The following is a 22,918-nucleotide window of genomic DNA, read 5'->3' as shown; positions in this document are numbered from 1 at the left end:
ATGTATTATTACGAATTGGCACTTTTAAAATCTCCTTTAAATCCTTTAACTTACCAAAGTCAAGACTCTTTAGATATTGGTACAAAAGTTTTAGTAAAGTTACAAAATAGAAAAAAACTAAATGAAGCAGTTGTTATAAAAGAAGTTGAAAAACCAACTTTTAAGTGTGTAAATATTGAAGAGCTTACCGAAGAGTATTATGATGAAAAAATGCTTCAAGTAGCAAAGTTTGTATCTCAATATTATGTTTGTTCACTTGGTGAAGCCTTAAGTGTGTATAGTCCTTTTTCAAAAAAGTTTGAAAAAAGTAGTGAGTTTGAGATTTTTGATTCTAAAATAAGATTATCACAAGAACAACAAAATGCTTATGATTTTTTAAATGAAAAAAAACAAGCTTTACTTTTTGCTAATACAGGTGCTGGAAAAACAGAAATTTATATTAAAATAATAGAAGAACATTTAAATCAAAATAAACAAGCTGTATTGTTGATGCCTGAGATTTCATTAACACCTCAAATGCAGAAAAGATTAGAAAAAGTTTTTGATAAGAGCGTTGCTATTTGGCACTCAAAAATCACAAGAAAGAAAAAAGATGAGATTTTACAAAAACTTCAAGTAGGGGAGATAAAACTAATAGCAGGAGCAAGATCTGCTCTTTTCTTACCTTATAAAGATTTAGGTTTAATAGTTGTAGATGAAGAGCATGATGAGTCTTACAAGAGTGATTCAAAACCAAGGTTAAATACCAAAGATTTATCTATTTATATGGCAAAAAAATTTGATATGCAACTTATTTTAGGAAGTGCAACTGTTTCAGCTAGTTCTTTTGCTAAAGTGCCTTATTATAGATTAGACAAAACATTTTATGATACTTCTAAAAAATATATTTTTGATGATGGAGATTCATGTTTAACTCCAATGATTTTAAATAAAATCTCACAAACTATAGAGTCTCAAAATCAAGTGATTATATTTTTACCTACAAGGGCAAATTTTAAATATCAAATTTGTACTTCTTGTGGTAAATCGGTTGAGTGTCCTTATTGTTCTGTGTCAATGAGTTTGCATAAAAATGATTTGGCTTTAAAGTGTCATTATTGTGGTTATGCTCAACAAATTCCTGATAGTTGTCCCTCTTGTGGTACGGGAATTATTCATAACTTAAGAGTTGGAACAGCCCAAATAGAAGAAGAGTTAAAAGAGATTTTCCCAAATAAAAGTATAAAAAGATTTGATAGGGATGAGATAAAAACAAACAAACAGTTAAAAACAGTATTAAATGATTTTAATAAAGGGCAAATAGATATTCTAGTTGGAACTCAAATGCTTTCAAAAGGTCATGATTATCACAATGTAAAACTTGCAGTTGTTTTGGGAATTGATTCTGTTTTAAGTATGAATTCATATAAATCTAGAGAAAAAGCACTATCTTTACTTATTCAAATAGCTGGAAGAAGTGGAAGAAAAGGTGATGGGGAAGTAATAATTCAAACAAAAAATGAAGAGTTTTTTGATTATTATTTAAATGAGTCCAATTATAAAGAGTTTTTAGAAAGTGAGTTAGAATTTAGAGAAGAGTTATACCCTCCTTATTTAAAACTTTCAAAGGTTATTTTTGCCCATACCAATGGTTTAAAAGTAAAAGAAGAACTTGATAAATATGTAAGGATTTTAAAATCAAACCCTAATATTCAAGTAGTTGGTTTTGGACAATGTGCTATTTTTAAAATGGCAAATAAATATAGATATGAGATAGTTTTACGATCTAAAAATGTAAAAGCTATGCTTGAAGCTTTACATAGTGTTACTTCACCTATGGCTATTATAGATATGGATACTATTTATTAAATAAGAAGTTATTGTTTGTAAATAGGATTATTTTAATCTTATATTAGAAAAATTATTGTATAATCGGCAAAATTTTTAGGAGATATTATGGCTTATACAAAAGAAGATTTCAAAAAATTAGTAGAAGACGTTCAAGGTCAAGAGTGGTATAAAAACCCTATTGGTTTTGGTATAGCAAGAATTGATAGAGGGCAGTTAAACCCTGAAAAAATTCTTCAAGCAACTTACCCATTAATTAACTGGGAAGAAAATTATGGAAGTGCGGCGGTATTATTAAATGCACTTAAAAAAGCTGGAGAAGATGTTGATACTTCAAAATCAGAGTTAGTTTGTAAAATTTCTGATACTTTCTTAGCTGAGTGTGTAGAAGCATTTAGACCTTATATTCCAGAAGCAAAGGGTGAAGATCATAAAAATGTTCAAGTTATTTCTACATTAGCTTCATTACCAATTGATTCAGGATTAACTGCTGAGGATTACAGAGTTGTATTTATTTTTGAAGATACAGCGGTTGAGTCTGTAGAAACAGCTTACTTAAAGTTATATGCTTTATCAACAGGAAAAGCAGCACTTAGAAGCTTAAACTTAAATGGAATTTTCGGAGCGTTACATAATTGTGCATGGGTTGGTAATCAACCAATTGAATTAGACTGGTTAAGAGAAAATGAAATTGCATTAAAATTAGCTGATAAATGGCCAACTATTGATATGGTTGATAAATTCCCAAGATTCTTATCTCATGTAATTCCTGCTGATAATACAAGAATTTTAGAGACTTCAAAAGTTAGATTTGGAGCACAATTAGCTGGTGGAACAACTGTTATGCCTGGTGCTGCTTATATTAACTTCAATGCTGGTACAGAAGGTGCTGTAATGGTTGAAGGTAGAATTTCATCATCTGCTAAAGTTGGAGCTGGATCTGACGTTGGTGGTGGTGCTTCTATTCTTGGTGTATTATCAGGAACTGATGGTGTACCTGTTACTATTGGAGAAAACACATTATTAGGTGCTAACTCTTGTACAGGAACTGCTATTGGTGATGGTTGTATTTTAGATGCAGGTGTAACAATTTTACCAGGAACTAAAATCACATTATCTGAAAAAGCTGTTGCTGCATTAAAAGAGATTAATCCAGATAAAGAAATCTCTACTACTATGAAAGGTAGTGATTTCTTAGGAGTAAATGGAGTTCACTTTAGAGTAAATTCAACTACAGGTCAAACAATTGCTATGAGATCAACTAGAGAAGTTAAGTTAAACGCTGATTTACACTAGTATAAAAATAAAAGTTAAACTAGCACACTAAAAAAGGCAAGATTTTATCTTGTCTTTTTTTATTGCTTGTTTACTGAGTAAAGAGTAGTTATCATTTCAACTGCTTTATTTATTACTTCTTCTTTTTCTTCTTCATTTAATATAGGTGCACCATAAAGTTGTGGTATAAAAGCAAAAGATTTTATCATACCAATAAATTGTTTAGATACAAAAGTTGAACTTTTAAAGTTTAGTTTTCCATTTTGTTTTGCTTCCTCAAACCAACTTGATGTCATTGTTAAACAGTCATCATTTAATATTTCAATTATTTTTAGACCAATACTATTTTTTTGAATCATTATTATAGTCATAATTTGAATAAGTTTTATGTTTTCATTAGAGCTTAAAAAACTCATTTCTTTTTGTGCTATTTCATGTAGTTGTTCTGTAATATTTTTTTCATTACTATAAGTGTATTTAAAACTATTTTCAATTCTGCTTTTAAATATTTTTGCTATTGATAATAATAATTCCTCTTTATTTTTAAAGTGATTATACACAGTTGCTTTAGAAACATTCGCATTTTTTGAAATACTATCCATTGATGAAGCATCATATCCTTTAATAAAAAACTCTTCTATGGCAGCTTTTAAAATAGCTTCTTTTTTTTCTTGATTTAGTGTTCTTGTTTTTCTCATATTTTAATTATACCAAAAAATATACAATTTAAACTAAACTATACGGTTTAGTTTAATTTATTGTTAAGATAGCTTTTTATAAACTAAAAATGAATGAAGATTATTTTAAATTGAAAATAAAATCTAAAAGGAAATTAAATGAGCCAAAAGCTAATTATTGATGAAAAGAGTTATAGTGTTGATGTAGATGATAATACTCCACTATTATGGGTTTTAAGAGATCACTTAGGTTTAAAAGGTACAAAGTTTGGTTGTGGAGTAGGTCAGTGTGGAGCCTGTACTGTACTTAAAGATGGAGAAGCTATAAGAAGTTGCTCCGTTTCTTTAAAAAATATAGGGGATTCAAAGATTACAACTATACAAAATACCAAAAATAAAACTATAAAGAAGTTACAAAAATTTTGGATTCAAGAAGATGTAGCTCAATGTGGATACTGTCAACCTGGACAAATAATGAATGCAACAGCACTTTTAAATAAAAATACAAATCCAAATGATGAAGAAATTTTACAAGCAATGAATGGAAATATCTGTAGATGTGGTACATATAATAAAATTAAAACAGCAATAAAAATTGCTGCAAAGGAGGTGTAATATGAAAAGAAGAGATTTTATTAAAACTTCATCTATTGTAACGTCAGCTTTTGTTATAGGATTTTATATTCCAGAAAAATCAAAAGCTCAAACTATAAAAAAAGAAGATAAGAGTTTACAACCAAATGCTTTTGTTGAAATTAAAGAAGATAATACAATTAGTTTTATTATAGGTCAAGTAGAAATGGGTCAAGGGACATATACAACACTTGCTATGTGTATAGCAGAAGAATTAGAAGTAAATTTGGAAGATATAAATATAAAACCAGCAACAGTTGCTCCTGTTTATAATCATCTTTGGGGACCATTGATGATTACGGGAGGTTCCTCTTCTATTATTGCAAAACAGTTAGAAATGAGAAAAATTGGAGCTTCTTTAAATATAATGTTAAAAGAAGCTGCAGCAAAAAGATGGAAAGTAAGAGTTTATGATATAGAAACAAAGAAAGCAAAAGTAATTAATAAAAGGACAAAACAAGAGCTTTCTTATGGAGAATTAGTAAAAGATTTATCTTCTTTAAACGTTCCTAATAATCCTAAAGTTAAAGACCTAAAAGATTGTAAGATAATTGGTAAGCCTCATGCAAGACATTCTAAAGAAGCTTGGGAAAAAGTAACAGGCAAAGCAAACTTTGGCTTAGATATAGAAGCAAATAATTTAAAATATGCTGCTGTTTTACATCCAGATGTTTTTGGTGCAAAAGTTAAAAGTTATGATGCTAGTGCACTTAATAACAATAAAGATATTATAAAAGTTAAGCAGATTCCCTCAGGTATTGCTGTTATTGCTAATAGTTGGTTCATAGCTAAAGAAGCATTAAATGAAATTAAAGTGGATTGGGATTTAGGTAGTTTTGTAAACGTAAGTAGTTCTGATATAGATAAGCAATATACTTCTTTACTTAAAAAAGAGGGTTCTATTATGAGAAAAGATGGAGATTCAAAAAAAGCATTTAATGAAGCAAAAAATATAATAGAACTTGATTATGATTTTCCATTTTTAGCTCATGCTGCTATGGAGCCTTTAAGTTTTGCTGTTGAACACAAAAATAATAAAGCAACTTTATGGTCAAGTGCTCAATCTCAAACATTAGCTTTTAATGCTGCTTCCAAAATATTAGAAGTAAAATCAGAAAATATTACATATAACACACCATATTTGGGAGGTGCTTTTGGTAGAAGAGGGGCTATTAATCTTGATTTTGTGAAAGATGGTTTATTTGTTGCTAAAGATGAAGGATATCCTATATTAACTTTATGGACAAGAGAAGATGATATAAAACTTGGAAGCTATAGACCTAAGTATAAAAATAAAGTAAAATTAGCTCTTGATGAAGATGGTGATATTACAGCCTTTGATGCAAAAGTAGTTAGTCAATCTATTTTCAAAGGTTCAGTTTTTGAAGCATTTGGATACTCAAATGGCGTTGATGGAGCACAAAAAGAAGGCTTAGTTAATCATCCATATAGTATTGATAACCATGACATGCAAGCACATATTGTAGAGTCACCAATTCCTGTTTTATGGTGGCGATCAGTAGGGCATACTCAATCTGCACAAACTGTAGAGTGTAGTATTGATCAAGCTGCATATTTAGCAAAAAAAGATCCAATAGAGTATAGAAAATCAATGCTTACTAACCAAAGATTTATAGATTTACTTGATGATGTAGCAAAAAACTCTAAATGGAAAGAGAGAAAAAAAGAAAAGAATGTAGGTTATGGTGTAGCAATAGTTGAATCTTTTGGTTCAATTTGTGCTCAGGTTGCTAAAGTTAGGGTTACAAAGAATAGCTTTAAAGTTGAAAAAGTTTGGTGTTCTATTGATTGTGGTTTTGCATTTAATCCCCAAAATGTGGAAAATCAAATGATAAGTGGAATAAATTATGGTTTAGCAACTTTATTAAATAGTGAAATTACTATTAAAAAAGGAGCAACTGTACAAAGTAATTTTTATGATTATAAGGTAACAAGAATTTCTGATGCACCTGATATTGAAGTTAGTATAATAAATTCAGGAGAAAAAATTGGAGGTATAGGTGAGCCAGGTACTCCTCCTATTTTAGCTGCTGTACCAAATGCAATATTCGATGCAACAAAAAAACTTTATACATCAATGCCTATTAAAATAGGATAAGTTATGTTTAATAATAAAGAGTATCTAAGTTTTATAGAAAAGAGCAAAAAAGATAAACTTGATATTGTAGTGACAAGCGTAGTTAATACACTTGGCTCTACTTATGCCAAGTCTGGAAATATGATGTTAATAAATTCAAACTTTGAATCTGTTGGTGTTTTAGGAAGTCCGGCATTACATAAGAAAATACTAGATTTATCTAAACAAACTTTAAATAGTAAAGAAATAATATTTTTTAAAAATGAACCTAAATCAAAATCGTCAGGACATGGAATAAGTAATTATTTAGTAGAAGCATTTTTTTATGAAGATGATTATTCAGCTTTAGGTGAGGCATTAGTAAATATTGGAAAAACTTTAGTTAGAAATATATATACAAATGAGTATAGTTTTTTAGATAAAAAAAGTGAAATAAAGTTTGAAAATAATTTGTTCTATCAAAGTATAGAATTTCCATATTCCTTATTGATATTTGGTTCAGGAGATCATGTTACTTCTTTGGTTGAAATGGCAAATTTAATGGGTTGGCAAACAACAGTTATAGATACAAATATAAAAAAGCAAACAGTTTTAAATGCAGATTATTTAATACAATTAGATAAAATAGAAGATATAAGTAACATGGATTTAACTACTTATAACTCTTCTGTTATTTTAAGTCATTCCCCTACAAAAGATGATATTTATTTAGAAGCTTTACTTAAATCAAAGGTTGAATATATAGGTGTTTTAGGTAATAAAAAAAATATGCAAAAGAAAAAAAATAAATTTAACTTAGAAAATGATAAGAGATTTTATGCACCTGTTGGTTTAGATATTGGAGGAACCACTCATCAATCTATAGCACTTTCTATATGTTCACAAATAGAAGCGAGAAAAAATGGAAAAATTTAATAATCTTACCGTATTAATTTTAGCTGCGGGACAATCTACTAGATTGAAAGAATCAAAGCAATTATTAACTTTTAAGAATGAATCTCTTTTAAAAATAGCTACTAAAAAAGCAATGATTTTAACTTCAAATATATTAGTGGTTTTAGGTCATAATGCAGATAAATGTATAAATGAAATAAAGGGTTTAAATGTTGAGTATAAAATAAATAATAATTATGAAGAGGGAATGGGATCTTCTTTGAGTTTTGGCATTTCTCAAATTAGCAAAACTCAAAAAGTTTTAGTTATGTTATGTGATATGCCACTTCTTCCAATATCTCATTTAAAAAATCTCATTAAAAAATCAAATGAAGTAAAAGATATGATTATTTGCTCAAAATATAATAAAAGTATTGGAGTTCCTTGTGTTTTTCCTAAAGAGTATATTCATACATTGAAAAATCTTAAAGGTCATGAAGGGGCAAAAAAACTAATAAAAGAAGAAAATTACATAAGTATAGAGCTTGAGGATTCATTAGCTATAGATATTGATACTAAAGAAGATTATATTAAATTAATTAAGTAATATATAACCACTTTGTAAATACTATTTACGTATAATCTCACTTTAATTTAAAACTAACAAAAAGACTGGTTATGATAGAACTTTCAAATATTTCAAAAAGCTTTGCAAATAAAGAGTTATTTACAAATTTAAACTTTAGACTAAATAAAGGTAATAAAGTAGGTTTAGTAGGAAGAAATGGTAGTGGAAAATCTACTTTATTTAAAATCATTTTAGGAGAAGAACATCCTGATGATGGTGAAATAAACATACCTAAAAATTATAAGATAGGAGCTTTAAAACAGCATTTAGTACTTACTGAAAAGACAATAAGGCAAGAGGGTGCTAAAGCTTTAAATGAAGAAGATAAATACAATGTATACAAAGTTGAAAAAATTCTTTTTGGGTTAGGGTTTTCGGATGAAGACTTAGATAAATCACCACAAAGTTTTTCAGGTGGTTATCAAATCAGAATAAATTTAGCAAAACTTCTTGTAACTCAACCAAACCTTTTATTACTTGATGAGCCTACAAACTACTTAGATATTGTATCTTTAAGATGGCTAAAAAGCTTTTTGAAATCTTTTGATGGGGAAGTAATAATTATCACTCATGATAGAGACTTTATGGATAGTGTTACTACTCATACTATGGGCTTAGTACGAAAAAACTTAGAGATAATTCCTGGAAGTACTCATAAGTTTTATGCTCAGCTTGAAGCAAATGATGAACACTATGAAAAACAAAAAGCTAGTAATGAGAGAAAAAGAAAAGAGCTTGAAGAGTTTATTGCAAAAAATAAAGCAAGAGCATCAACAGCAGCACAAGCTCAATCAAAACAAAAAGAGCTTGATAAAATGGAAGACTTTTCTAGTTTACAGAATGAAGCTACTTTAGATTTTGATTTTAATTATAAAGATACTCAAGCAAAAGTTTTACTAGATGTAAAAGATGTCTCATTTGGTTATGATGAAACTAACTTATTATTTCAAGATATATCTTTTACACTTAAAAAAGGTGAAACTATTGGAATTATTGGTAAAAATGGTAAGGGTAAATCTACACTTTTAAATACTATTGCAGGTGAACTAAAAAATTTAAGTGGTACAATTAATTTTCATACTTCAACTACACTTGGACATTTTGGACAAACAAATATAGACCATTTAAATCCTGAAAATACAGTTATGGATGAAATATATTTAGGAAATGCAAAACTAGCAGAATCAACTGTTAGGGGTATTGCTGGGTCTATGATGTTTAGTGGTGATGATATCAAGAAAAAAATATCTCTTTTATCAGGTGGAGAAAAAAGTAGAGTAATGCTTGGTAAAATACTTGCAACCGATGTAAATTTACTTTTCTTAGATGAGCCTACAAATCACCTTGATATGCAGTCAATTGATGCTTTAATAAAAGCTATAAAAAACTTTAATGGTTCATGTTTGATAGTTACTCACTCAGAAGAGCTTTTAAGAGAAGTTTGTGATAGTCTTATTATTTTTTCAAAAGGAACAGCTTCTTATTTTGATAGAGGATATGATGAGTTCTTAGAGAAAATCGGTTGGGAAGAAGAGGAAGAAGAAAAAAAAGAGAAAACACCTCCAAAAGTAAATAAAAAAGAGAATAAAAAATTAAGAGCACAAATAATTCAAGAAAGAAGCAAAAAAACATCACCCCTTAAGAAAAAGTTAGAAAAATTAGAAAATGAAATAATGGAACTTGAAGATGAAGTAAGTACTCAACAAGAAGAGCTTATAAAAGCTTCAAATGAAGGTGATAATAGTAAAGTTATCGAACTTTCTCAAATAGTAGTAAAAAATGAAAAATTAGTTGAGGATAAGTTTGAACAGCTTGAAATAAATCAACATGAATTAGATGAGATTGAAGAAGAATATCAAAAAAGACTAGATGAAATCTAGGTCTTTTTTATAACCTTATAATTACTATCATTTACAATGATAACTTCATTATTATTAAAAGGAAGTAGATTTATAGACTTGTGATATTTCTCTATAATCATTTTTGTAGATTCTTCAAAAGGGAAGTTTTGATAATGAGGGACAGGATAAAAATCTACTATATTTAAAGAGTCAAAATTCTTCAATTTTACCTCTTCATTACTATCCATATAATGAATATAATCTATACTCGAAGATAAAACTATACTACCCGCAGATTCTCCAACATATAGTTTACCTAAATTTATTTGTTCTATTAAAATTTTATCAGCTCCAGTTCTTTTTAGTTCTTTTAATAAAAAAAATGTATTCCCTCCACCTATATAAATGAAATCATTATTTTCAAGTTTATTTTTAATATCTTCAAATGATGAAGTAGATAATTCTAATATATCTATTTCAATATCAATACTTTTAAAAAAATCTATTGCTTCTTTGATAAAAAAGTCTACTTCTTCAAATTTACTTGCTGTAGGTATAAAAGTTACTTTTTTTACTTTAAAGTTATTATCTTTTATATAATCAAGAAATATATTAGTAGTATTTGAAAAATAAGAAGTTAAAAACAGATGTTTCATTTATTAAACCTTTTTTAGAAAATTAAATTTATTATAATATAAAAACTCTACTAAATAACTTGTAAATAAACTCTTTACAAAAAAATATTACTATTCGTCTGCAATTAAAAAAAGGATGATTATGTTTGAATTATTATTTAACAAAAAAAGAGTATTTGAGGACTTGGCTTTATTATTATTAAGATTATTTATGGGTGGGACATTTTTAGTATATGCTATTAAAAAAGTACAAGGTTTTGACAATTATGTAGTACTATTTTCTGATAAACTTGATTTACCATTTCCAATGATAAATTTATATTTAGTTATGGCTGTTGAAGGTATTGGTGGTATTTTACTTGTTTTAGGAGTTTTAACTAGATTTATAAGTATACCATTAATTTTCACTATGGTAGTAGCATTTTTTTTAGTAAATATAAATAATGGCTTTGCTGCATCAAATTTTGGTGTTGAAGTTCCTTTAGCTTATATATCAATACTTATAGTATTATTTGCTTTTGGTTCAGGTAAAATAAGTGTAGATGATAAATTATTAAAAAACAAGTAGTTTAAAAAAATATTTAGATAATAAACTTAAATTTTATAAGAGATTTTGTTTATTATCTAAAGTTATTATATTTTAGGAATAAAGTACATAACAGTTTCGTATATACCTTCCATATAGTGTCTAAGGTATATATCATAGTCATTTCTAATACTTAACACTAAGTTTGGAACCTCATACCAATCACTTGCTTTATGATAAATACATATAGCTAAAATAGGATGATATTCTTTTATGGTGTTTTTAGCACCTTCTAGGGCTTTTATTTCATCCCCTTCAATATCAAGCTTAATAAAATCTATTTTTTCTTTTATAAGCTTATCTACGGTGTTTATATTTTGTGTTTGATAGTCATGCCTACAGTTATTTTGAGGCTCTTGTAAGTTATCTTCTATAAGTTGAGTTTTATTTCCTAATCCACAATTTATAAATTCTACATTTTTTAAATTGGGATTTTCTCTTTTTGCTATGTTTATATGAAGTAAGCTTGGCTCAATACAGTAAATTTTTTTATAATCAGGATAGTTTTTAAGTATATATTCTAATGTATCACCAACATAAGCACCACCATCTAAAAAACTTATATTTTTTATATGAGGTATTATTTTTTTGTCAAAGTATTGATTTTCATGGTCATTTGTAAAACCTTTCATAAACTCTAAATCATAGCTTATTTTGAAATTTATTACTTTCTCAAAAATCCTTTTTGATTTTTCATCTTTTAAAAGCTCATAGGTTTTTTTATATTTATCTTTGTTTTTAGAAAAGTCATCTTTAAAATCACCCATAAAAATAGGAGAGGGTAATTGAAAGCTACTATAATAATAAAAGCTAAGATAGTTAAAGTTTTTATATCCTAGTTCATCTAATTTATTTTTTACTTCAAGTGGGCTTCCTGTTGAAGCACTTAATATTATAGAGTTTTCTTTAGGTATATCTTCTATTTTTAAAATATCTTTCTTTTTTGAACTTTGAACTCTTGTAAAGTCATCTATTATGCCATCAACATGGATATGTTTGATAACTGCTTTTCCAAATTTATTTATACCTAAAATATATTTTTTTATATCTTTTGAGTTGATAAAAAGCTGTGTAAGCTCTTTATCTTTTTTGTTTTCATAATCGAAATCTACTAGTTTCATTATTGAGTAAGTAATTTTAGACTTTTTGCATTGAAAAGTTTTAGTGTTTCACTTTTCATAGTTTTTAGTTCACTTGTAAAACCATTATTAGCAAATATCATAAATATATCAGCTTGTATTCCTACGTCTTTACAATCTTGCATTAGTTTTGTAAGTACTGCTTTTTTGATTTTTGAGGTAGTGTTTTTACATACACCTACGATTATTTTATTGTCTTTTGTTTGAACTATTACATCTATTTGTCTTGTTTTGTCCCAGTATTTACCTAAGTCTTTTATTCCATCTTTTTCATAGAAATCTCTTGAGTATTCCATACATAATTCTTCAAAAATAAACTCTTGAAATTGTGTAAAGTTGTTTTTAAATCTCTCATTAAATTCAGTATATTTTCTATCTCTAATTCCTTTATAAATAGGAGAAATAAAAGCAAACCAAAATCTTAAAAATGGTGTGGTAAATAAAAGTTTTTTAGCAATAGTACTATTATCTACTTTTTTAGCTAAAAAGTTAAATGATGATTCAATTTCTATAATACCTTTGTCACAAAGGTTATCAACACAAGTCATTCCTTCTTCAAAACTTACATGAGCTCTTTTAAAAGAAGCATTAGTTCTTCTATCACTTAATGCAATACCTGTTAATACTGCATGATCTATATGATAGCCACCCGTAAGTAAGTGTATTTCTTTTTTTAATTCTTCATAGTTATTTAGAATATGAGATTTTATTAATTCTTCTAAGGGTTTAGTAGTATCAATCTTTAAGTCATATCCACCAAATACACTAAAGTACTTTATTGCTGTTTGCATATCTTTTGGATTGTTTTTTTTACAAAAAAGCGCAAACTGCTTTTTTGTTGATAAGTCGATTAAAAAAATGTTATTCCTTTGTTTTTTTATATTTTAAATAAATCTTTTGGATTTATATGATAAGAGTTTTTAGTAGCTTGAAAAGTTAAGTTATTATTAACTCTTCCTACCACATAGCCTTTTTTTATCCATTTCCCAACTTTTAAAGTAGGAGCAATTTCATCTAAATGAGAATAGATTGTATGTAATCCATTTTGATGTTGTACAATCACAACATTTTCAAGCATTCCTGCATTTTTTTTCGCATACACTACTTTTCCATTTAATACTGAAACTACTTTCGCCTTTGGTCTTTTTGTTTTTAAAACAACAGATTCATTGAATAGTTTGATTTTATATACAGGATCATAATATGTACCAAATTTTTTAACAACTTTAAAAGATTTAAGAGGTGCAATAGTTTTACTTCCTCTGTATTTTGTGATTTTAACACCAGAAGTTGAAGAACCTATCTTTCTTACATCAAGATTTAGTTTTTGTGCGTACCTTTGGTTTCTATCTTGAGCTGTTTCTATTTTAGTTGAGCTAGATTTTTTTTCTTTTTTCTTTTTAGCTGCTAATAACCTTCTTATTCTTTCTCTTCTTTCACGTTCTTTTTGTATTTCTTCTTTTTTTAAAATATTAAGTCTTGATAGTAAACTTTTTAAAGATTCTTGTTTTCTTACAACTTCTTTTAATTGTTCTTGATATTCTTGATGTTGTTTCTCTAAATTTGTAAGAGATTTAGAGTGTTTAGATTTTAAAGTATTTAGAGTTCTTTTAGTCTCTTGTCTCTCTTTTATATAAGATGAAATTTTTTTGATTTTTTTTTGATTTTCTTTTGTATTACTTGTAAGAAGTTCATAGTTATTATTAAGTTTTAATATTTCATCTTTTGAATTTTCAGAAAGTATAGTATATATCTCACTATCAACTAGTTCTTTTAAACTATCTTTTGAAGCAAGTTTTAAAGCAATTGAGGTTGAAAAATCTTCAATAATCGTATCTACTATTTGTTCTTCATTTGTTTTCTTTTTTTTGATAAGTTTAGAAGATTTTGTTTTTAATAATGAGATTTTCTTCTTTGATTCTTCAAGTAATTCTGTATGCTTTTCTATATCAGCATTTATTCTTTTTATATCTTTTTCAAGATTTGAAATATTGTCATTTTGCTTATTTATCTTTTTTGATAATTCATTTATTTTTTGAGTAGTTGCTCTTTTTTTTGATACATTATTATTCAAAATCTTTTTATTGTTTTGAATCTTTTTATCTATAGAATTTGTAGATGTATATGAAAAAGTACTTAGTAAAATTACTGTTATAAATATTTTAATCATTGTTAATTTTATACTTTAGTAAAACGCCAATTATTGTAAACAAAGATATACCAAATGATAGTATAAATAGTTTAAACAATTCATTGTAAAAGTCTATCTTAACATCTATTATATCCATAAGTTCATAAGGGAAAATAACCATCATGTTACTAGAGACATAATATAAAAATGCACCAACAATTATAAACGAAAATAGTGAACTAAGAATAGCATAATTTAACACACTTGAGGCACTATATAAAATAGAAGCACCATGAAGTCTCAAAATTGCTATTTTTGTACTGTGTTCATGAAACCAAAGTTTTACTTGTTTTGCTATGATAATAATAGCAAAAATTGTAATTATAAAAAATAAAATAAATGTAATACTATTTAATAAAACTAGTAAAAGGTATGTTTGATTATGGTCTTTTGAAAATACTTCTACTTTCCTAATATTTTTATTTTGAAGTAAAGTATTTTTAATTTTTTCTAGTTGGGTTGTTGTAGGAAACTCTTCTAAAAATATTTGATAAAAGTTTGGTAGTTTTCTTTTTAATAATTTGATTGAAGTATCAGATAAATTTGACTTAATATTATTTATAATACGGTTCTTTTTTAGAGTTTGAATTTTTTCTACATCAATTCCTGCTAGCGTATTTATATTTTCTTTAATAAGTGGAGTATTTGTAATTATTACTATTGAATAATCATTTGCTATTCTTTGTTTATAATTTACTACCACATTATCTATTAATAAATAGATTGAAAAAGTAATTAGCATTGCTGTAAGAGGAATTAAAAAAGCGAAAATATTCTTAAGAAACTTCATATATCATACCGTCCTCTAAAGACAACTGTCTAAACTTTATTCCTAAATTCTTAGGTACTCTATGTGTTACAACTACGATTGTAATACCAAGTTGTTCATTTGCACCTTTAAGTAAATTCCAAACAACTTCAGCAGAATAATCATCTAAATTTCCAGTTGGTTCATCTGCAATAATTATTTTAGGGTTATGGGCTAAAGCACGTGCTACTGCTACTCTTTGTTGCTCACCTCCACTTATTTCATTTGGATAATATCCAGCTCTATGAGAAAGTCTTACATGAGCTAAAAGCTTATTTGCTTGATCTCTTGAAACTTCATTTGAGTAACCATTGATTTTAAGAGGAATCATTATATTTTCTTCAATAGTAAACTCACTAATAAGTTTGTAGTCTTGAAATATAATTCCAATATCTTTTCTTAAAACCCTTAGCTTTTTACCTCCAATACCAAATACTTCTTGTCCTTCAATCTTTAAACTACCATGTTTTAAGGGAATATCTCCATAAAATGATTTTAATAAAGTAGATTTACCACTACCTGAGTTTCCACCTATGAAGATGAACTCTTTTTGTTTAATAGTAAAGTTACCTTTTTTTATAATATATTTATTATCATCATAAGATAAGTATATATTTTTAGCTTCAATCATTTACTTAAAATCTCTTTTAATTTTTTATGTGCATTTAGGTTAGAGCTTGTAGGAATAGGACTTCCTTGATAATAAGAAACCTTTCCTTCCTCAACTAAAATATATTTACTTACAGGTCTATCAAAATTACCCATTGTAAGTTGTATCATTCCTGAATTCTCTTTATTCTCTAAAGTAAAAATATCTTCAATATGAACAAAATAACCATTTTCAACTATAGATTTTGTAGGAATATTTTCTATAAGTTGTAAATAGTCCTCAATTTCAAAATCAAAGTCAAAATCTGGCTTTATATCAATAGCTTCATCTTCTTGTGAAGATACTAAAACTACATCATAGATATTTTTACCCATTTTTTTCCATCTATCTTCATATTTACTAGATACTTCTAAATCTTTATTAATATCAATTGTAATTCTTCCTTTAGGAAGATTTGTAAGAAGTTCAGTACAATAGTCGAAGTATTTTCTACTATCAGTTCTAAGTTCTAGTGTTCCACCGATTTTTAAAACTCTTAAAGCTTCATTTATAAACTCATTTGAGTAGATTCTTCTATGGGGTTTTTTATCCCAAGGTACTGGGAAGTGAACAAAGATTTTACCAACTTTATTTGATTTAATAAATTCCATAAATAGTCTTGCATCATAATTTACAATTAAAACATTTTCAATTTCTTGTAATTCAAGTTGTTTTGATAGTTGTTCAATTGATGGTGTATGAATTTCTAAACCTATAAACTGTACATTAGGATTGTTTTTTGCTTGATAAATCAGATGTCTACCACTTCCAAATCCAATTTCAATTTGTATTTCTTTGTCTGTATCAAACTCATCAACAAAATAGTTTATATCTTTTATATATTTATTTTGAGGAACTATTTTATTTGAAAAATTGTTAGTATTTGAAAAAACAATATCAGCTTCAATTGCTTTTGCATAACTATTTATAGCATCTTTTACTACACTAACGGGAGAAACCCTTGTAACTTTATCAAATTTAACCATCTGATTTTCATCTTTAGGTCTAACTGTTAATAAAAAATCTCTATTATCTTTTTGTACAGCTATTTTATACTCTGTATTTCTTTTTTTCTGTGTAAAATTATATGATTTTGCAATAAACTTAAAATCAACACCATCACAAGATGATGGTGTTTTAACTAGGTCTGTTTGTTTGTATACGATATGCGGCATTTTCTTCTTTACTATTTTTGAATTTTTGGTAAGATTAATTCAGCTTCATCAGTTTTATCTGAAATTAATCCATAAGTGTCATTTGCTTGAATAGAGTATTTATATTGTACTCCATTAATGATATTATTGTCTTCAAATCTTAGACCTTTAATATCTGTAAACTTTTCAGTTTTACTTTCCCAAAAGCCTGTTTTTGTTGTTTTGTAAACATTATAAGAAACAGCTCTATTATCTCCGGCAGACCAGTTTAATATAGCTTTTGAACCTTGAATTTGGGCTAATGTCATCACTGGCTTAGATGGTTTACTAAGAGTCATACCTTTTTTCCCATCTATTTTATCCGAGCTTCTTAAAAAGTCTTTATCTATGGCATAAACTTTGTAGTAATAACTTTTCCCATCTTCATCAATGTGATCAGTATAGTCTAAAGTATTCTTTGTAAACTCTTTATGTTTTGTATATCCAATACTTTGAAAAGGACTTCTGTAAATTACATATTTTAAAACATCTTCTGTAGGACTTGGATCCCACTTTATTACAATCTTTTTAGGTTGATTTATAGATACTTGAAGGTTTTGTACACCAATTGGTAAAGGTTTTGTTTTTGCAGTTACAACTTTACTTGGTTGTGTAGCAATATCCTCAAAAGTATAAGCAATTACTCTATATTTAAAAGTCTCATTGTTTCCAAGATTTGTATCAATGTATTCAGCGTTAAGTCTACCTTTTATAGTTTTTAAAGTAAGCCATTTTGAATTTTTAACATCAAGTTTTTGAATCTTATAATATTCAATTCTTAAATCAGGATGTGGTCTCCATACAATTTTAATTCTATTAGGAAGATCATTTATCCCTTGAACAAAACTTACAGGTAAAGCTCTAGCTGCTGTAGAAGCAACATAGGCTTTTGTAGTTTTTGATTCCATTCCATCCCTAGATTTTGAAGAGATTTGGTATACATATTTTGTATTTGGTTCTAGGTTTTTGTCCACAAAGTGAGTTGTATATCTGTTGTCTAAACTTTCAATAAGTTTTAATCTTCTTCCATCTTTATGCATATTAGCTCTATAGAAGTTATATCCAACTACTCTTGGGTCTTCTACTTTTTTCCATTCAAAAGCAATAGATGTAATATCTGAAATAGCTTTGATAGAGTTATTATCAATTACTTCAAGAGTATCATCAATTTTAGGCTTAATAGGAGTGTTTAGGTTGTTTATACTACAACCACTAAGTAAAAGAACTAAAGCTGTTAATGATGTTGTTTTCACCAATGTTGTCATTTAAAATCTCCGTTTGAAAGTTGTTATTTAAAAAGTCATTCATATCATTTGGCAATTCTGCTTTAAAACTCATCTGTTTTTTTGTTATAGGATGAGTTAAATATAAATTATATGCGTGTAAATAAAATCTATTTATTTTATTTAAATCGCCCTTAAAACCATATAAATTATCTCCAAGTATATGCCTATTTATCGAAGCTAAGTGTACTCTAATTTGATGTGTACGTCCTGTAAATAGTTTTGCTGCAATTAGTTCATATTTTTCATTATTGCTTTGCATTATTTTTGAAAAAGCAGACTTTGCATTTTTTCCACTTACTTCTATTGACATTTTAAGTCTATTATTTGGATTTCTTCCAATTGGTTTTTCAATTATCATATTATCTTTTAAAGGTAAATCAATGATTGCAAGATAGTATCTTCCCATAGATTTATCTTCAAGTTGTTTTGATAAACCAATATGAGCCTCATTTGTTTTAGCAACCACCATAACACCACTTGTACCCTTATCAAGTCTATGTACTATTCCATGTCTTTCTTCACCTGAAATAGTAGATAAAGATATATTTTTAAGTTTTAACCAGTCTACTAAAGTCGCATCTTTTACACTTGGGGCATCATGAACTGTAAGATTATAAGGTTTATTTATAACTAAAATATGTTCATCTTCATAAATAACTTTTACATCTTTTCCTTCAAGAGATTCTTTTACAAAAGTTTCATCTTTTACAGGATTTAATTCTGTTTGTGGAAAATGAACTTCAATTTCTTGATTTATTTTTAACTTAAGACCTGTCTTACTAACGGTCTTACCATCTACTTTAACAAACTGTTTTTTTATAAGTTGTTCTATTTGGTTTCTAGATGCATCAATTTGTGATGCGAGAAATTTATCTAGTCTATTTGCTTCTTGAACAATAAAAATTTTATCCATATTTAGATACTCTTTCACTATGCGTTTATTTGATAAGAGAATTATATCCCATTTTGATTATTTATTACTGATATTTGTTTTACCTTTGGTGTTTTTATCGCACCATCTTATAAGTGAAACAAATGAAATATTAGCAAAGAAACAATTAATTTATTTTTCAATCTCATTATTTGCTTTTGCATTTGTGTTTATTTTACCAATTAGGAAAAAATTAAGACTAATTCCATTTTTATATTGGGTAGGAATAGCATTGCTTTTAGCTGTAGAGTTTTGGGGAGTAACAAAACTTGGTGCAAAAAGATGGTTGCCCGTACCTATTTTAAATACAACAATGCAACCCTCAGAGCTAATAAAACCTATCTATATTTTGATGTTAGGTTATTTAATACATAATAGACCTCCACCAAAATATGGTTATGGAGTGAAAGATTTTTTATATTTTTCATTTTATATTTTATTACCGTTTATTTTAATAGCCAAAGAACCTGATCTTGGAACAGCTCTTGTAATGCTTTTAGTAGGTTATGGTATTTTATTTATTATAGGTGTAAACTGGAAAATTTGGGCAACAATTATTTTAAGTATAGGTTTAGCTTCACCTTTGATTTATACATATTTAATTAAAGATTATCAAAAGAAAAGAATTAAAGATTTTATTTCTGAAAAACCAAGTTATCATGTCCAACAATCAATTATTGCTATTGGTTCAGGTGGTCTTGTAGGAAAAGTAAGTGAAGATGCAACCCAAACTCAATTGAAGTTTTTACCAATTGCTACAAGTGATTTTATTTTTGCTTACTTTGTTGAGAGATATGGTTTTTTAGGTTCTTTAGGTTTAATCTTTATTTATGCTTTACTAATAATGCATTTGCTTAGTATGAACTATTATTATAAAGATGATTACGTCATACGGTGTTTTGCTTCTGGATTGGCACTATTAATATTTTTTAATATGAGTGTGAATATTTTAATGGTTATTGGTTTTGCACCAGTAGTTGGACTTCCTTTACCACTATTTTCTTATGGTGGAAGTTCTTTTATTAATTTTGCGATAATATTCGCAATATTAGAAAATTTATTAGCTTTTAGATACATGGATATGTATAATTATGAGAGGAGATTATAAATATGAAAGCTCAAAGTAATACTTTTATAGGTTTTGAAGACGATTTTAGTTCTTCACAAGCAGTTTTATTTGGTGTACCATTTGATGGAACAACATCTTTTAAACCTGGAGCTAGGTTTGCACCAAGTGCAATGAGAGAAGAGTCTTGGGCAATTGAGAGTTATTCTCCTTATTTAGATAAAGATTTAGAAGATTTAAAGTTGTTTGATTATGGTAATTTAGAGCTTCCTTTTGGTGACAAAATGAGTGCTTTAGCAATGATTGAAGAAATAGTAGATGAAATAGTAGCTTCTGATAAAAAGCCTATTATGATAGGTGGAGAACATTTAGTATCTTATGCCCCAATAAAAGCATTGAGCAAAAAATACAAAGATTTAAATATTATTCATTTTGATGCTCATACAGATTTAAGAAAAGATTATTTAGGTGAAGAATTTTCTCATGCTACAGTTTTTAGAAGAGTTTATGATTTATTGGGAGATGGAAGATTAAATCAATTTTGTATTAGAAGTGGATTAAAAGAAGAGTTTGAGTGGGCAAAAACTCATGCGCACTTAGAAAAATTTACTTATAACACACTTGAAAGTAGAGTAGAGGCTTTAAAAAACAAACCTGTATATATTTCTATTGATTTAGATGTTTTTGATCCCTCTGTTTTCCCAGGAACAGGAACTCCTGAACCAGGTGGAATAAATTTTCATCAAATGTTAGAAATTATAGGAATTTTATCAAAATTAGAAAATGTTGTAGGTCTTGATGTTGTTGAGTTAAGCCCAAAACATGATGCAAGTGGCGTTTCAACGGCAGTTGCCTGTAAAACATTAAGAGAATTAGTATTAGCAACTATTAAATAACAGATTTACTTCTTTTTAAGGTTAAAAAAGTATCATTATTTTGTGTAGAAAAATTTATGCGAAAGGATAAGAATATGACACACGAATTAATGAAACTACCTTATGAAATGGATGCACTAGAGCCTTTGATGTCAAAGGAAACTTTAGAGTACCACTACGGAAAACATCACCAAACTTATGTAAATAAATTAAATGATTTAATTAAAGATACAAAATATGAAAATTTATCACTAGAAGAAATTATTAAAACTTCTGATGGTGGTGTTTTTAATAATGCAGCACAGGTTTTCAATCATGATTTTTTCTGGAATAGTTTAAGTCCAAATGAAAAACAAATACCAACAAATTTAGAAAATAAATTAGTAGAAACTTTTGGTTCAATCGAAGAGTTTAAAAAAGAATTTATTAATAAAGCTACAACTCATTTTGGTTCAGGATGGGCATGGTTGATAAAAGATGATGACAATAATTTGAGTATTATATCAACATCAAATGCAAACACTCCAATAGTAGAAGGTTTAAAGCCTCTTTTAGTATGTGACGTATGGGAACATGCATATTACATTGACTGTAGAAATGCAAGACCTACATATTTAGAAAACTTTTGGAAATTAGTAAACTGGGAATTTGTAGCCCAAAATTTAGAAAACTAAAAAAAAGGGCAACTACATTTGTAGTTGCCCTTTTTTATTATACTTTTATTTTTAATCTTTAATTTTCTTTTACTATTTTTTTTACTTCTTCAAGAAGCTCAACAGAAGCTTCAATCTCTTCTTTTCTAATAGCAACACTTTCTATATTACAACCTACAGGAATACCTCTTTTTTTACCAAAAATATAAAGTTCTTCAAAAATATCTCTTGATAGTTTTACTGATTCTTTTAAAATATTACCAGATTCTTTTAAATCTTCTTCTAAATAGTTTGGAATATTAATTCCCAACCATTTCATAAAATCAAGTGTTTTTGCACTACCACAAGGTGTCAATGTAAAAATAATTGGAACCATTTGTAGGTTATTTTCTTTTACATATTTTGCATAATCAGTTAAAAATATTTTAGAAGCTTCTAAATCATAAACACATTGAGTGATAAAAAATTCACAAGAACTATTTATTTTTGAAGCAACTCTTAAATGCTCATCATGTTTTTTTGAGTGACGTTCTGGTATTGCTATTCCACCTAAACAAAGATTGTCATTTACTTTTCTTTTTAATTCATAAGCTTGTTTCAATGTAATATTTGTTTGCTGCTCATGGGAAGCTGCTCCTACAAAAACTGAGTGAACTTGACTTTGTTTTGTTTCTTCAAGCCAAGCAGAAAACCTCTCTTCATTATAGTTTCCTACTGCTCTATATACTATTCTTGGAGTTTTTAATTCTTGTAAGTAGTTTTTTGAATACTCACAAGGATTGATAGTTTTGATAAATGGAAAAGGTCTTTTTTCATCAGTTCTATCTGATTCATCTTGAATATCATATAATACTAAACCATCAACATTTAGTTTTGAAATTCTTTCTACATGTTTTTTTGCTATTTGTTGTATTTCTTCTTCTGTATGTTTTACTTTAGGTGGCGTAATACCATATAAAATAATACCTTCTTCTTTATTTCTTATTTTGTCTGTTAACATCTAATACCTTAATATAAATCATTAAAATTATCGTATTTTACTATCTTATGTTTA

At 27.4% G+C, this 22,918-nt stretch carries 22 protein-coding genes; 11 read left to right on the top strand and 11 right to left on the bottom strand.

Going from position 1 to position 22,918, the window contains the following annotated elements; all coding sequences use genetic code 11:
- Together ACH5BH_RS10555 and ACH5BH_RS10550 are read left to right on the top strand one after the other, a co-directional pair.
- On the top strand, window positions 1-1,848 hold the full coding sequence (locus ACH5BH_RS10555; protein ID WP_423298315.1) for a primosomal protein N': 1,848 nt from the start codon (window positions 1-3) through the stop codon (window positions 1,846-1,848).
- Between the two features lie 87 nt (window positions 1,849-1,935).
- Window positions 1,936-3,123 (top strand): tetrahydrodipicolinate N-succinyltransferase N-terminal domain-containing protein, encoded by a 1,188-nt coding sequence (locus ACH5BH_RS10550; RefSeq protein ID WP_404303753.1) that lies wholly within the window; start codon window positions 1,936-1,938, stop codon window positions 3,121-3,123.
- Between the two features lie 59 nt (window positions 3,124-3,182).
- On the opposite strand, the gene ACH5BH_RS10545 is transcribed toward ACH5BH_RS10550, so the two are convergent.
- The gene (locus ACH5BH_RS10545; protein WP_404303754.1) at window positions 3,183-3,800 is read right to left on the bottom strand and encodes a TetR/AcrR family transcriptional regulator; all 618 of its coding nucleotides are present in this window, start codon (window positions 3,798-3,800) and stop codon (window positions 3,183-3,185) included.
- Between the two features lie 138 nt (window positions 3,801-3,938).
- On the opposite strand from ACH5BH_RS10545, the gene ACH5BH_RS10540 reads away from it, so the two are divergent.
- The 5 genes from ACH5BH_RS10540 (at window position 3,939) to ACH5BH_RS10520 (ending at window position 9,891) form a co-directional block, all read left to right on the top strand.
- The gene (locus ACH5BH_RS10540) at window positions 3,939-4,394 is read left to right on the top strand and encodes a (2Fe-2S)-binding protein (protein ID WP_423298314.1); all 456 of its coding nucleotides are present in this window, start codon (window positions 3,939-3,941) and stop codon (window positions 4,392-4,394) included.
- A gap of 1 nt (window position 4,395) precedes the next feature.
- The gene (locus ACH5BH_RS10535; RefSeq protein WP_423298313.1) at window positions 4,396-6,531 is read left to right on the top strand and encodes a xanthine dehydrogenase family protein molybdopterin-binding subunit; all 2,136 of its coding nucleotides are present in this window, start codon (window positions 4,396-4,398) and stop codon (window positions 6,529-6,531) included.
- Window positions 6,532-6,534: 3 nt separating this feature from the next.
- Window positions 6,535-7,425, top strand: coding sequence for an XdhC family protein (locus ACH5BH_RS10530; RefSeq protein WP_423298312.1), 891 nt, complete (start codon window positions 6,535-6,537; stop codon window positions 7,423-7,425).
- The gene (locus ACH5BH_RS10525; RefSeq protein WP_404303761.1) at window positions 7,412-7,990 is read left to right on the top strand and encodes a nucleotidyltransferase family protein; all 579 of its coding nucleotides are present in this window, start codon (window positions 7,412-7,414) and stop codon (window positions 7,988-7,990) included. Before ACH5BH_RS10530 ends, ACH5BH_RS10525 begins: the two co-directional genes overlap by 14 nt.
- Window positions 7,991-8,061: 71 nt before the next feature.
- Window positions 8,062-9,891 carry an ABC-F family ATP-binding cassette domain-containing protein gene (locus tag ACH5BH_RS10520; RefSeq protein WP_423298311.1) on the top strand — a complete coding sequence of 610 codons (1,830 nt, stop codon included), beginning with the start codon at window positions 8,062-8,064 and terminating at the stop codon, window positions 9,889-9,891.
- On the opposite strand, the gene ACH5BH_RS10515 is transcribed toward ACH5BH_RS10520, so the two are convergent.
- Window positions 9,888-10,508: a Type 1 glutamine amidotransferase-like domain-containing protein gene (locus ACH5BH_RS10515; RefSeq protein WP_423298310.1), complete on the bottom strand. Its 621-nt coding sequence runs from the start codon at window positions 10,506-10,508 to the stop codon at window positions 9,888-9,890. The two genes, ACH5BH_RS10520 and ACH5BH_RS10515, sit on opposite strands and share 4 nt — an antisense overlap.
- A gap of 121 nt (window positions 10,509-10,629) precedes the next feature.
- Between ACH5BH_RS10515 and ACH5BH_RS10510 the strand changes: the two genes are divergently transcribed.
- Window positions 10,630-11,055 (top strand): DoxX family protein, encoded by a 426-nt coding sequence (locus ACH5BH_RS10510; protein WP_423298309.1) that lies wholly within the window; start codon window positions 10,630-10,632, stop codon window positions 11,053-11,055.
- A gap of 65 nt (window positions 11,056-11,120) precedes the next feature.
- Here ACH5BH_RS10510 and ACH5BH_RS10505 read toward each other — a convergent pair whose 3' ends face one another.
- From ACH5BH_RS10505 to ACH5BH_RS10470, 8 genes are all read right to left on the bottom strand, one after another.
- A complete protein-coding gene (locus ACH5BH_RS10505) occupies window positions 11,121-12,194 on the bottom strand; it encodes an FkbM family methyltransferase (protein WP_423298308.1) in 1,074 nt (357 codons plus the stop codon).
- Complete coding sequence (locus ACH5BH_RS10500; RefSeq protein ID WP_423298307.1) at window positions 12,194-13,003, bottom strand: DUF234 domain-containing protein; 810 nt, start codon at window positions 13,001-13,003, stop codon at window positions 12,194-12,196. The genes ACH5BH_RS10505 and ACH5BH_RS10500 overlap by 1 nt, the downstream gene beginning before the upstream one ends.
- Before the next feature lie 86 nt (window positions 13,004-13,089).
- On the bottom strand, window positions 13,090-14,382 hold the full coding sequence (locus ACH5BH_RS10495; RefSeq protein ID WP_423298306.1) for a murein hydrolase activator EnvC family protein: 1,293 nt from the start codon (window positions 14,380-14,382) through the stop codon (window positions 13,090-13,092).
- Window positions 14,375-15,193 carry a cell division protein FtsX gene (locus ACH5BH_RS10490; RefSeq protein ID WP_423298305.1) on the bottom strand — a complete coding sequence of 273 codons (819 nt, stop codon included), beginning with the start codon at window positions 15,191-15,193 and terminating at the stop codon, window positions 14,375-14,377. Before ACH5BH_RS10490 ends, ACH5BH_RS10495 begins: the two co-directional genes overlap by 8 nt.
- Window positions 15,180-15,842: a cell division ATP-binding protein FtsE gene (locus tag ACH5BH_RS10485; RefSeq protein WP_404303777.1), complete on the bottom strand. Its 663-nt coding sequence runs from the start codon at window positions 15,840-15,842 to the stop codon at window positions 15,180-15,182. The genes ACH5BH_RS10490 and ACH5BH_RS10485 overlap by 14 nt, the downstream gene beginning before the upstream one ends.
- Window positions 15,839-17,035 (bottom strand): tRNA (guanosine(46)-N7)-methyltransferase TrmB, encoded by a 1,197-nt coding sequence (gene trmB / locus ACH5BH_RS10480; RefSeq protein WP_423298304.1) that lies wholly within the window; start codon window positions 17,033-17,035, stop codon window positions 15,839-15,841. Before trmB ends, ACH5BH_RS10485 begins: the two co-directional genes overlap by 4 nt.
- Before the next feature lie 11 nt (window positions 17,036-17,046).
- Window positions 17,047-18,318, bottom strand: coding sequence for a hypothetical protein (locus ACH5BH_RS10475; RefSeq protein ID WP_404303780.1), 1,272 nt, complete (start codon window positions 18,316-18,318; stop codon window positions 17,047-17,049).
- On the bottom strand, window positions 18,266-19,252 hold the full coding sequence (locus tag ACH5BH_RS10470; protein WP_404303781.1) for an RluA family pseudouridine synthase: 987 nt from the start codon (window positions 19,250-19,252) through the stop codon (window positions 18,266-18,268). The genes ACH5BH_RS10475 and ACH5BH_RS10470 overlap by 53 nt, the downstream gene beginning before the upstream one ends.
- A 19-nt stretch (window positions 19,253-19,271) precedes the next feature.
- Here ACH5BH_RS10470 and ACH5BH_RS10465 point away from each other — a divergent pair, with 19 nt between their 5' ends.
- The 3 genes from ACH5BH_RS10465 (at window position 19,272) to ACH5BH_RS10455 (ending at window position 21,885) form a co-directional block, all read left to right on the top strand.
- Entirely contained in the window at window positions 19,272-20,378 is a 1,107-nt protein-coding gene (locus ACH5BH_RS10465) for an FtsW/RodA/SpoVE family cell cycle protein (RefSeq protein WP_404303783.1), read from the top strand.
- A 2-nt stretch (window positions 20,379-20,380) separates the two neighbouring features.
- The gene (gene speB, locus ACH5BH_RS10460) at window positions 20,381-21,232 is read left to right on the top strand and encodes an agmatinase (RefSeq protein ID WP_404303784.1); all 852 of its coding nucleotides are present in this window, start codon (window positions 20,381-20,383) and stop codon (window positions 21,230-21,232) included.
- 74 nt (window positions 21,233-21,306) lie between these two features.
- Window positions 21,307-21,885 (top strand): superoxide dismutase, encoded by a 579-nt coding sequence (locus ACH5BH_RS10455; protein ID WP_404303786.1) that lies wholly within the window; start codon window positions 21,307-21,309, stop codon window positions 21,883-21,885.
- A gap of 58 nt (window positions 21,886-21,943) precedes the next feature.
- On the opposite strand, the gene ACH5BH_RS10450 is transcribed toward ACH5BH_RS10455, so the two are convergent.
- On the bottom strand, window positions 21,944-22,864 hold the full coding sequence (locus tag ACH5BH_RS10450) for a methylenetetrahydrofolate reductase (protein WP_404303787.1): 921 nt from the start codon (window positions 22,862-22,864) through the stop codon (window positions 21,944-21,946).
- Between the last annotated feature and the right edge of the window lie 54 nt (window positions 22,865-22,918).

The sequence above is a fragment of the Arcobacter rhizosphaerae genome (genome assembly GCF_049472155.1).
Taxonomy (GTDB): domain Bacteria; phylum Campylobacterota; class Campylobacteria; order Campylobacterales; family Arcobacteraceae; genus Arcobacter_B.
Note: the sequence above shows the minus strand (reverse complement) of the source record. Positions and strands in the feature narration are given on the sequence as shown.

What these genes read in the sequence shown, in the direction of transcription:
- ACH5BH_RS10555 (WP_423298315.1), top strand. Translation starts at nt 1, where the DNA reads ATGTATTATTACGAATTGGCACTTTTAAAATCTCCTTTAAATCCTTTA.
- ACH5BH_RS10550 (WP_404303753.1), top strand. Translation starts at nt 1,936, where the DNA reads ATGGCTTATACAAAAGAAGATTTCAAAAAATTAGTAGAAGACGTTCAA.
- ACH5BH_RS10545 (WP_404303754.1), bottom strand. Translation starts at nt 3,800, where the DNA reads ATGAGAAAAACAAGAACACTAAATCAAGAAAAAAAAGAAGCTATTTTA.
- ACH5BH_RS10540 (WP_423298314.1), top strand. Translation starts at nt 3,939, where the DNA reads ATGAGCCAAAAGCTAATTATTGATGAAAAGAGTTATAGTGTTGATGTA.
- ACH5BH_RS10535 (WP_423298313.1), top strand. Translation starts at nt 4,396, where the DNA reads ATGAAAAGAAGAGATTTTATTAAAACTTCATCTATTGTAACGTCAGCT.
- ACH5BH_RS10530 (WP_423298312.1), top strand. Translation starts at nt 6,535, where the DNA reads ATGTTTAATAATAAAGAGTATCTAAGTTTTATAGAAAAGAGCAAAAAA.
- ACH5BH_RS10525 (WP_404303761.1), top strand. Translation starts at nt 7,412, where the DNA reads ATGGAAAAATTTAATAATCTTACCGTATTAATTTTAGCTGCGGGACAA.
- ACH5BH_RS10520 (WP_423298311.1), top strand. Translation starts at nt 8,062, where the DNA reads ATGATAGAACTTTCAAATATTTCAAAAAGCTTTGCAAATAAAGAGTTA.
- ACH5BH_RS10515 (WP_423298310.1), bottom strand. Translation starts at nt 10,508, where the DNA reads ATGAAACATCTGTTTTTAACTTCTTATTTTTCAAATACTACTAATATA.
- ACH5BH_RS10510 (WP_423298309.1), top strand. Translation starts at nt 10,630, where the DNA reads ATGTTTGAATTATTATTTAACAAAAAAAGAGTATTTGAGGACTTGGCT.
- ACH5BH_RS10505 (WP_423298308.1), bottom strand. Translation starts at nt 12,194, where the DNA reads ATGAAACTAGTAGATTTCGATTATGAAAACAAAAAAGATAAAGAGCTT.
- ACH5BH_RS10500 (WP_423298307.1), bottom strand. Translation starts at nt 13,003, where the DNA reads ATGCAAACAGCAATAAAGTACTTTAGTGTATTTGGTGGATATGACTTA.
- ACH5BH_RS10495 (WP_423298306.1), bottom strand. Translation starts at nt 14,382, where the DNA reads ATGATTAAAATATTTATAACAGTAATTTTACTAAGTACTTTTTCATAT.
- ACH5BH_RS10490 (WP_423298305.1), bottom strand. Translation starts at nt 15,193, where the DNA reads ATGAAGTTTCTTAAGAATATTTTCGCTTTTTTAATTCCTCTTACAGCA.
- ACH5BH_RS10485 (WP_404303777.1), bottom strand. Translation starts at nt 15,842, where the DNA reads ATGATTGAAGCTAAAAATATATACTTATCTTATGATGATAATAAATAT.
- trmB (WP_423298304.1), bottom strand. Translation starts at nt 17,035, where the DNA reads ATGCCGCATATCGTATACAAACAAACAGACCTAGTTAAAACACCATCA.
- ACH5BH_RS10475 (WP_404303780.1), bottom strand. Translation starts at nt 18,318, where the DNA reads ATGACAACATTGGTGAAAACAACATCATTAACAGCTTTAGTTCTTTTA.
- ACH5BH_RS10470 (WP_404303781.1), bottom strand. Translation starts at nt 19,252, where the DNA reads ATGGATAAAATTTTTATTGTTCAAGAAGCAAATAGACTAGATAAATTT.
- ACH5BH_RS10465 (WP_404303783.1), top strand. Translation starts at nt 19,272, where the DNA reads ATGCGTTTATTTGATAAGAGAATTATATCCCATTTTGATTATTTATTA.
- speB (WP_404303784.1), top strand. Translation starts at nt 20,381, where the DNA reads ATGAAAGCTCAAAGTAATACTTTTATAGGTTTTGAAGACGATTTTAGT.
- ACH5BH_RS10455 (WP_404303786.1), top strand. Translation starts at nt 21,307, where the DNA reads ATGACACACGAATTAATGAAACTACCTTATGAAATGGATGCACTAGAG.
- ACH5BH_RS10450 (WP_404303787.1), bottom strand. Translation starts at nt 22,864, where the DNA reads ATGTTAACAGACAAAATAAGAAATAAAGAAGAAGGTATTATTTTATAT.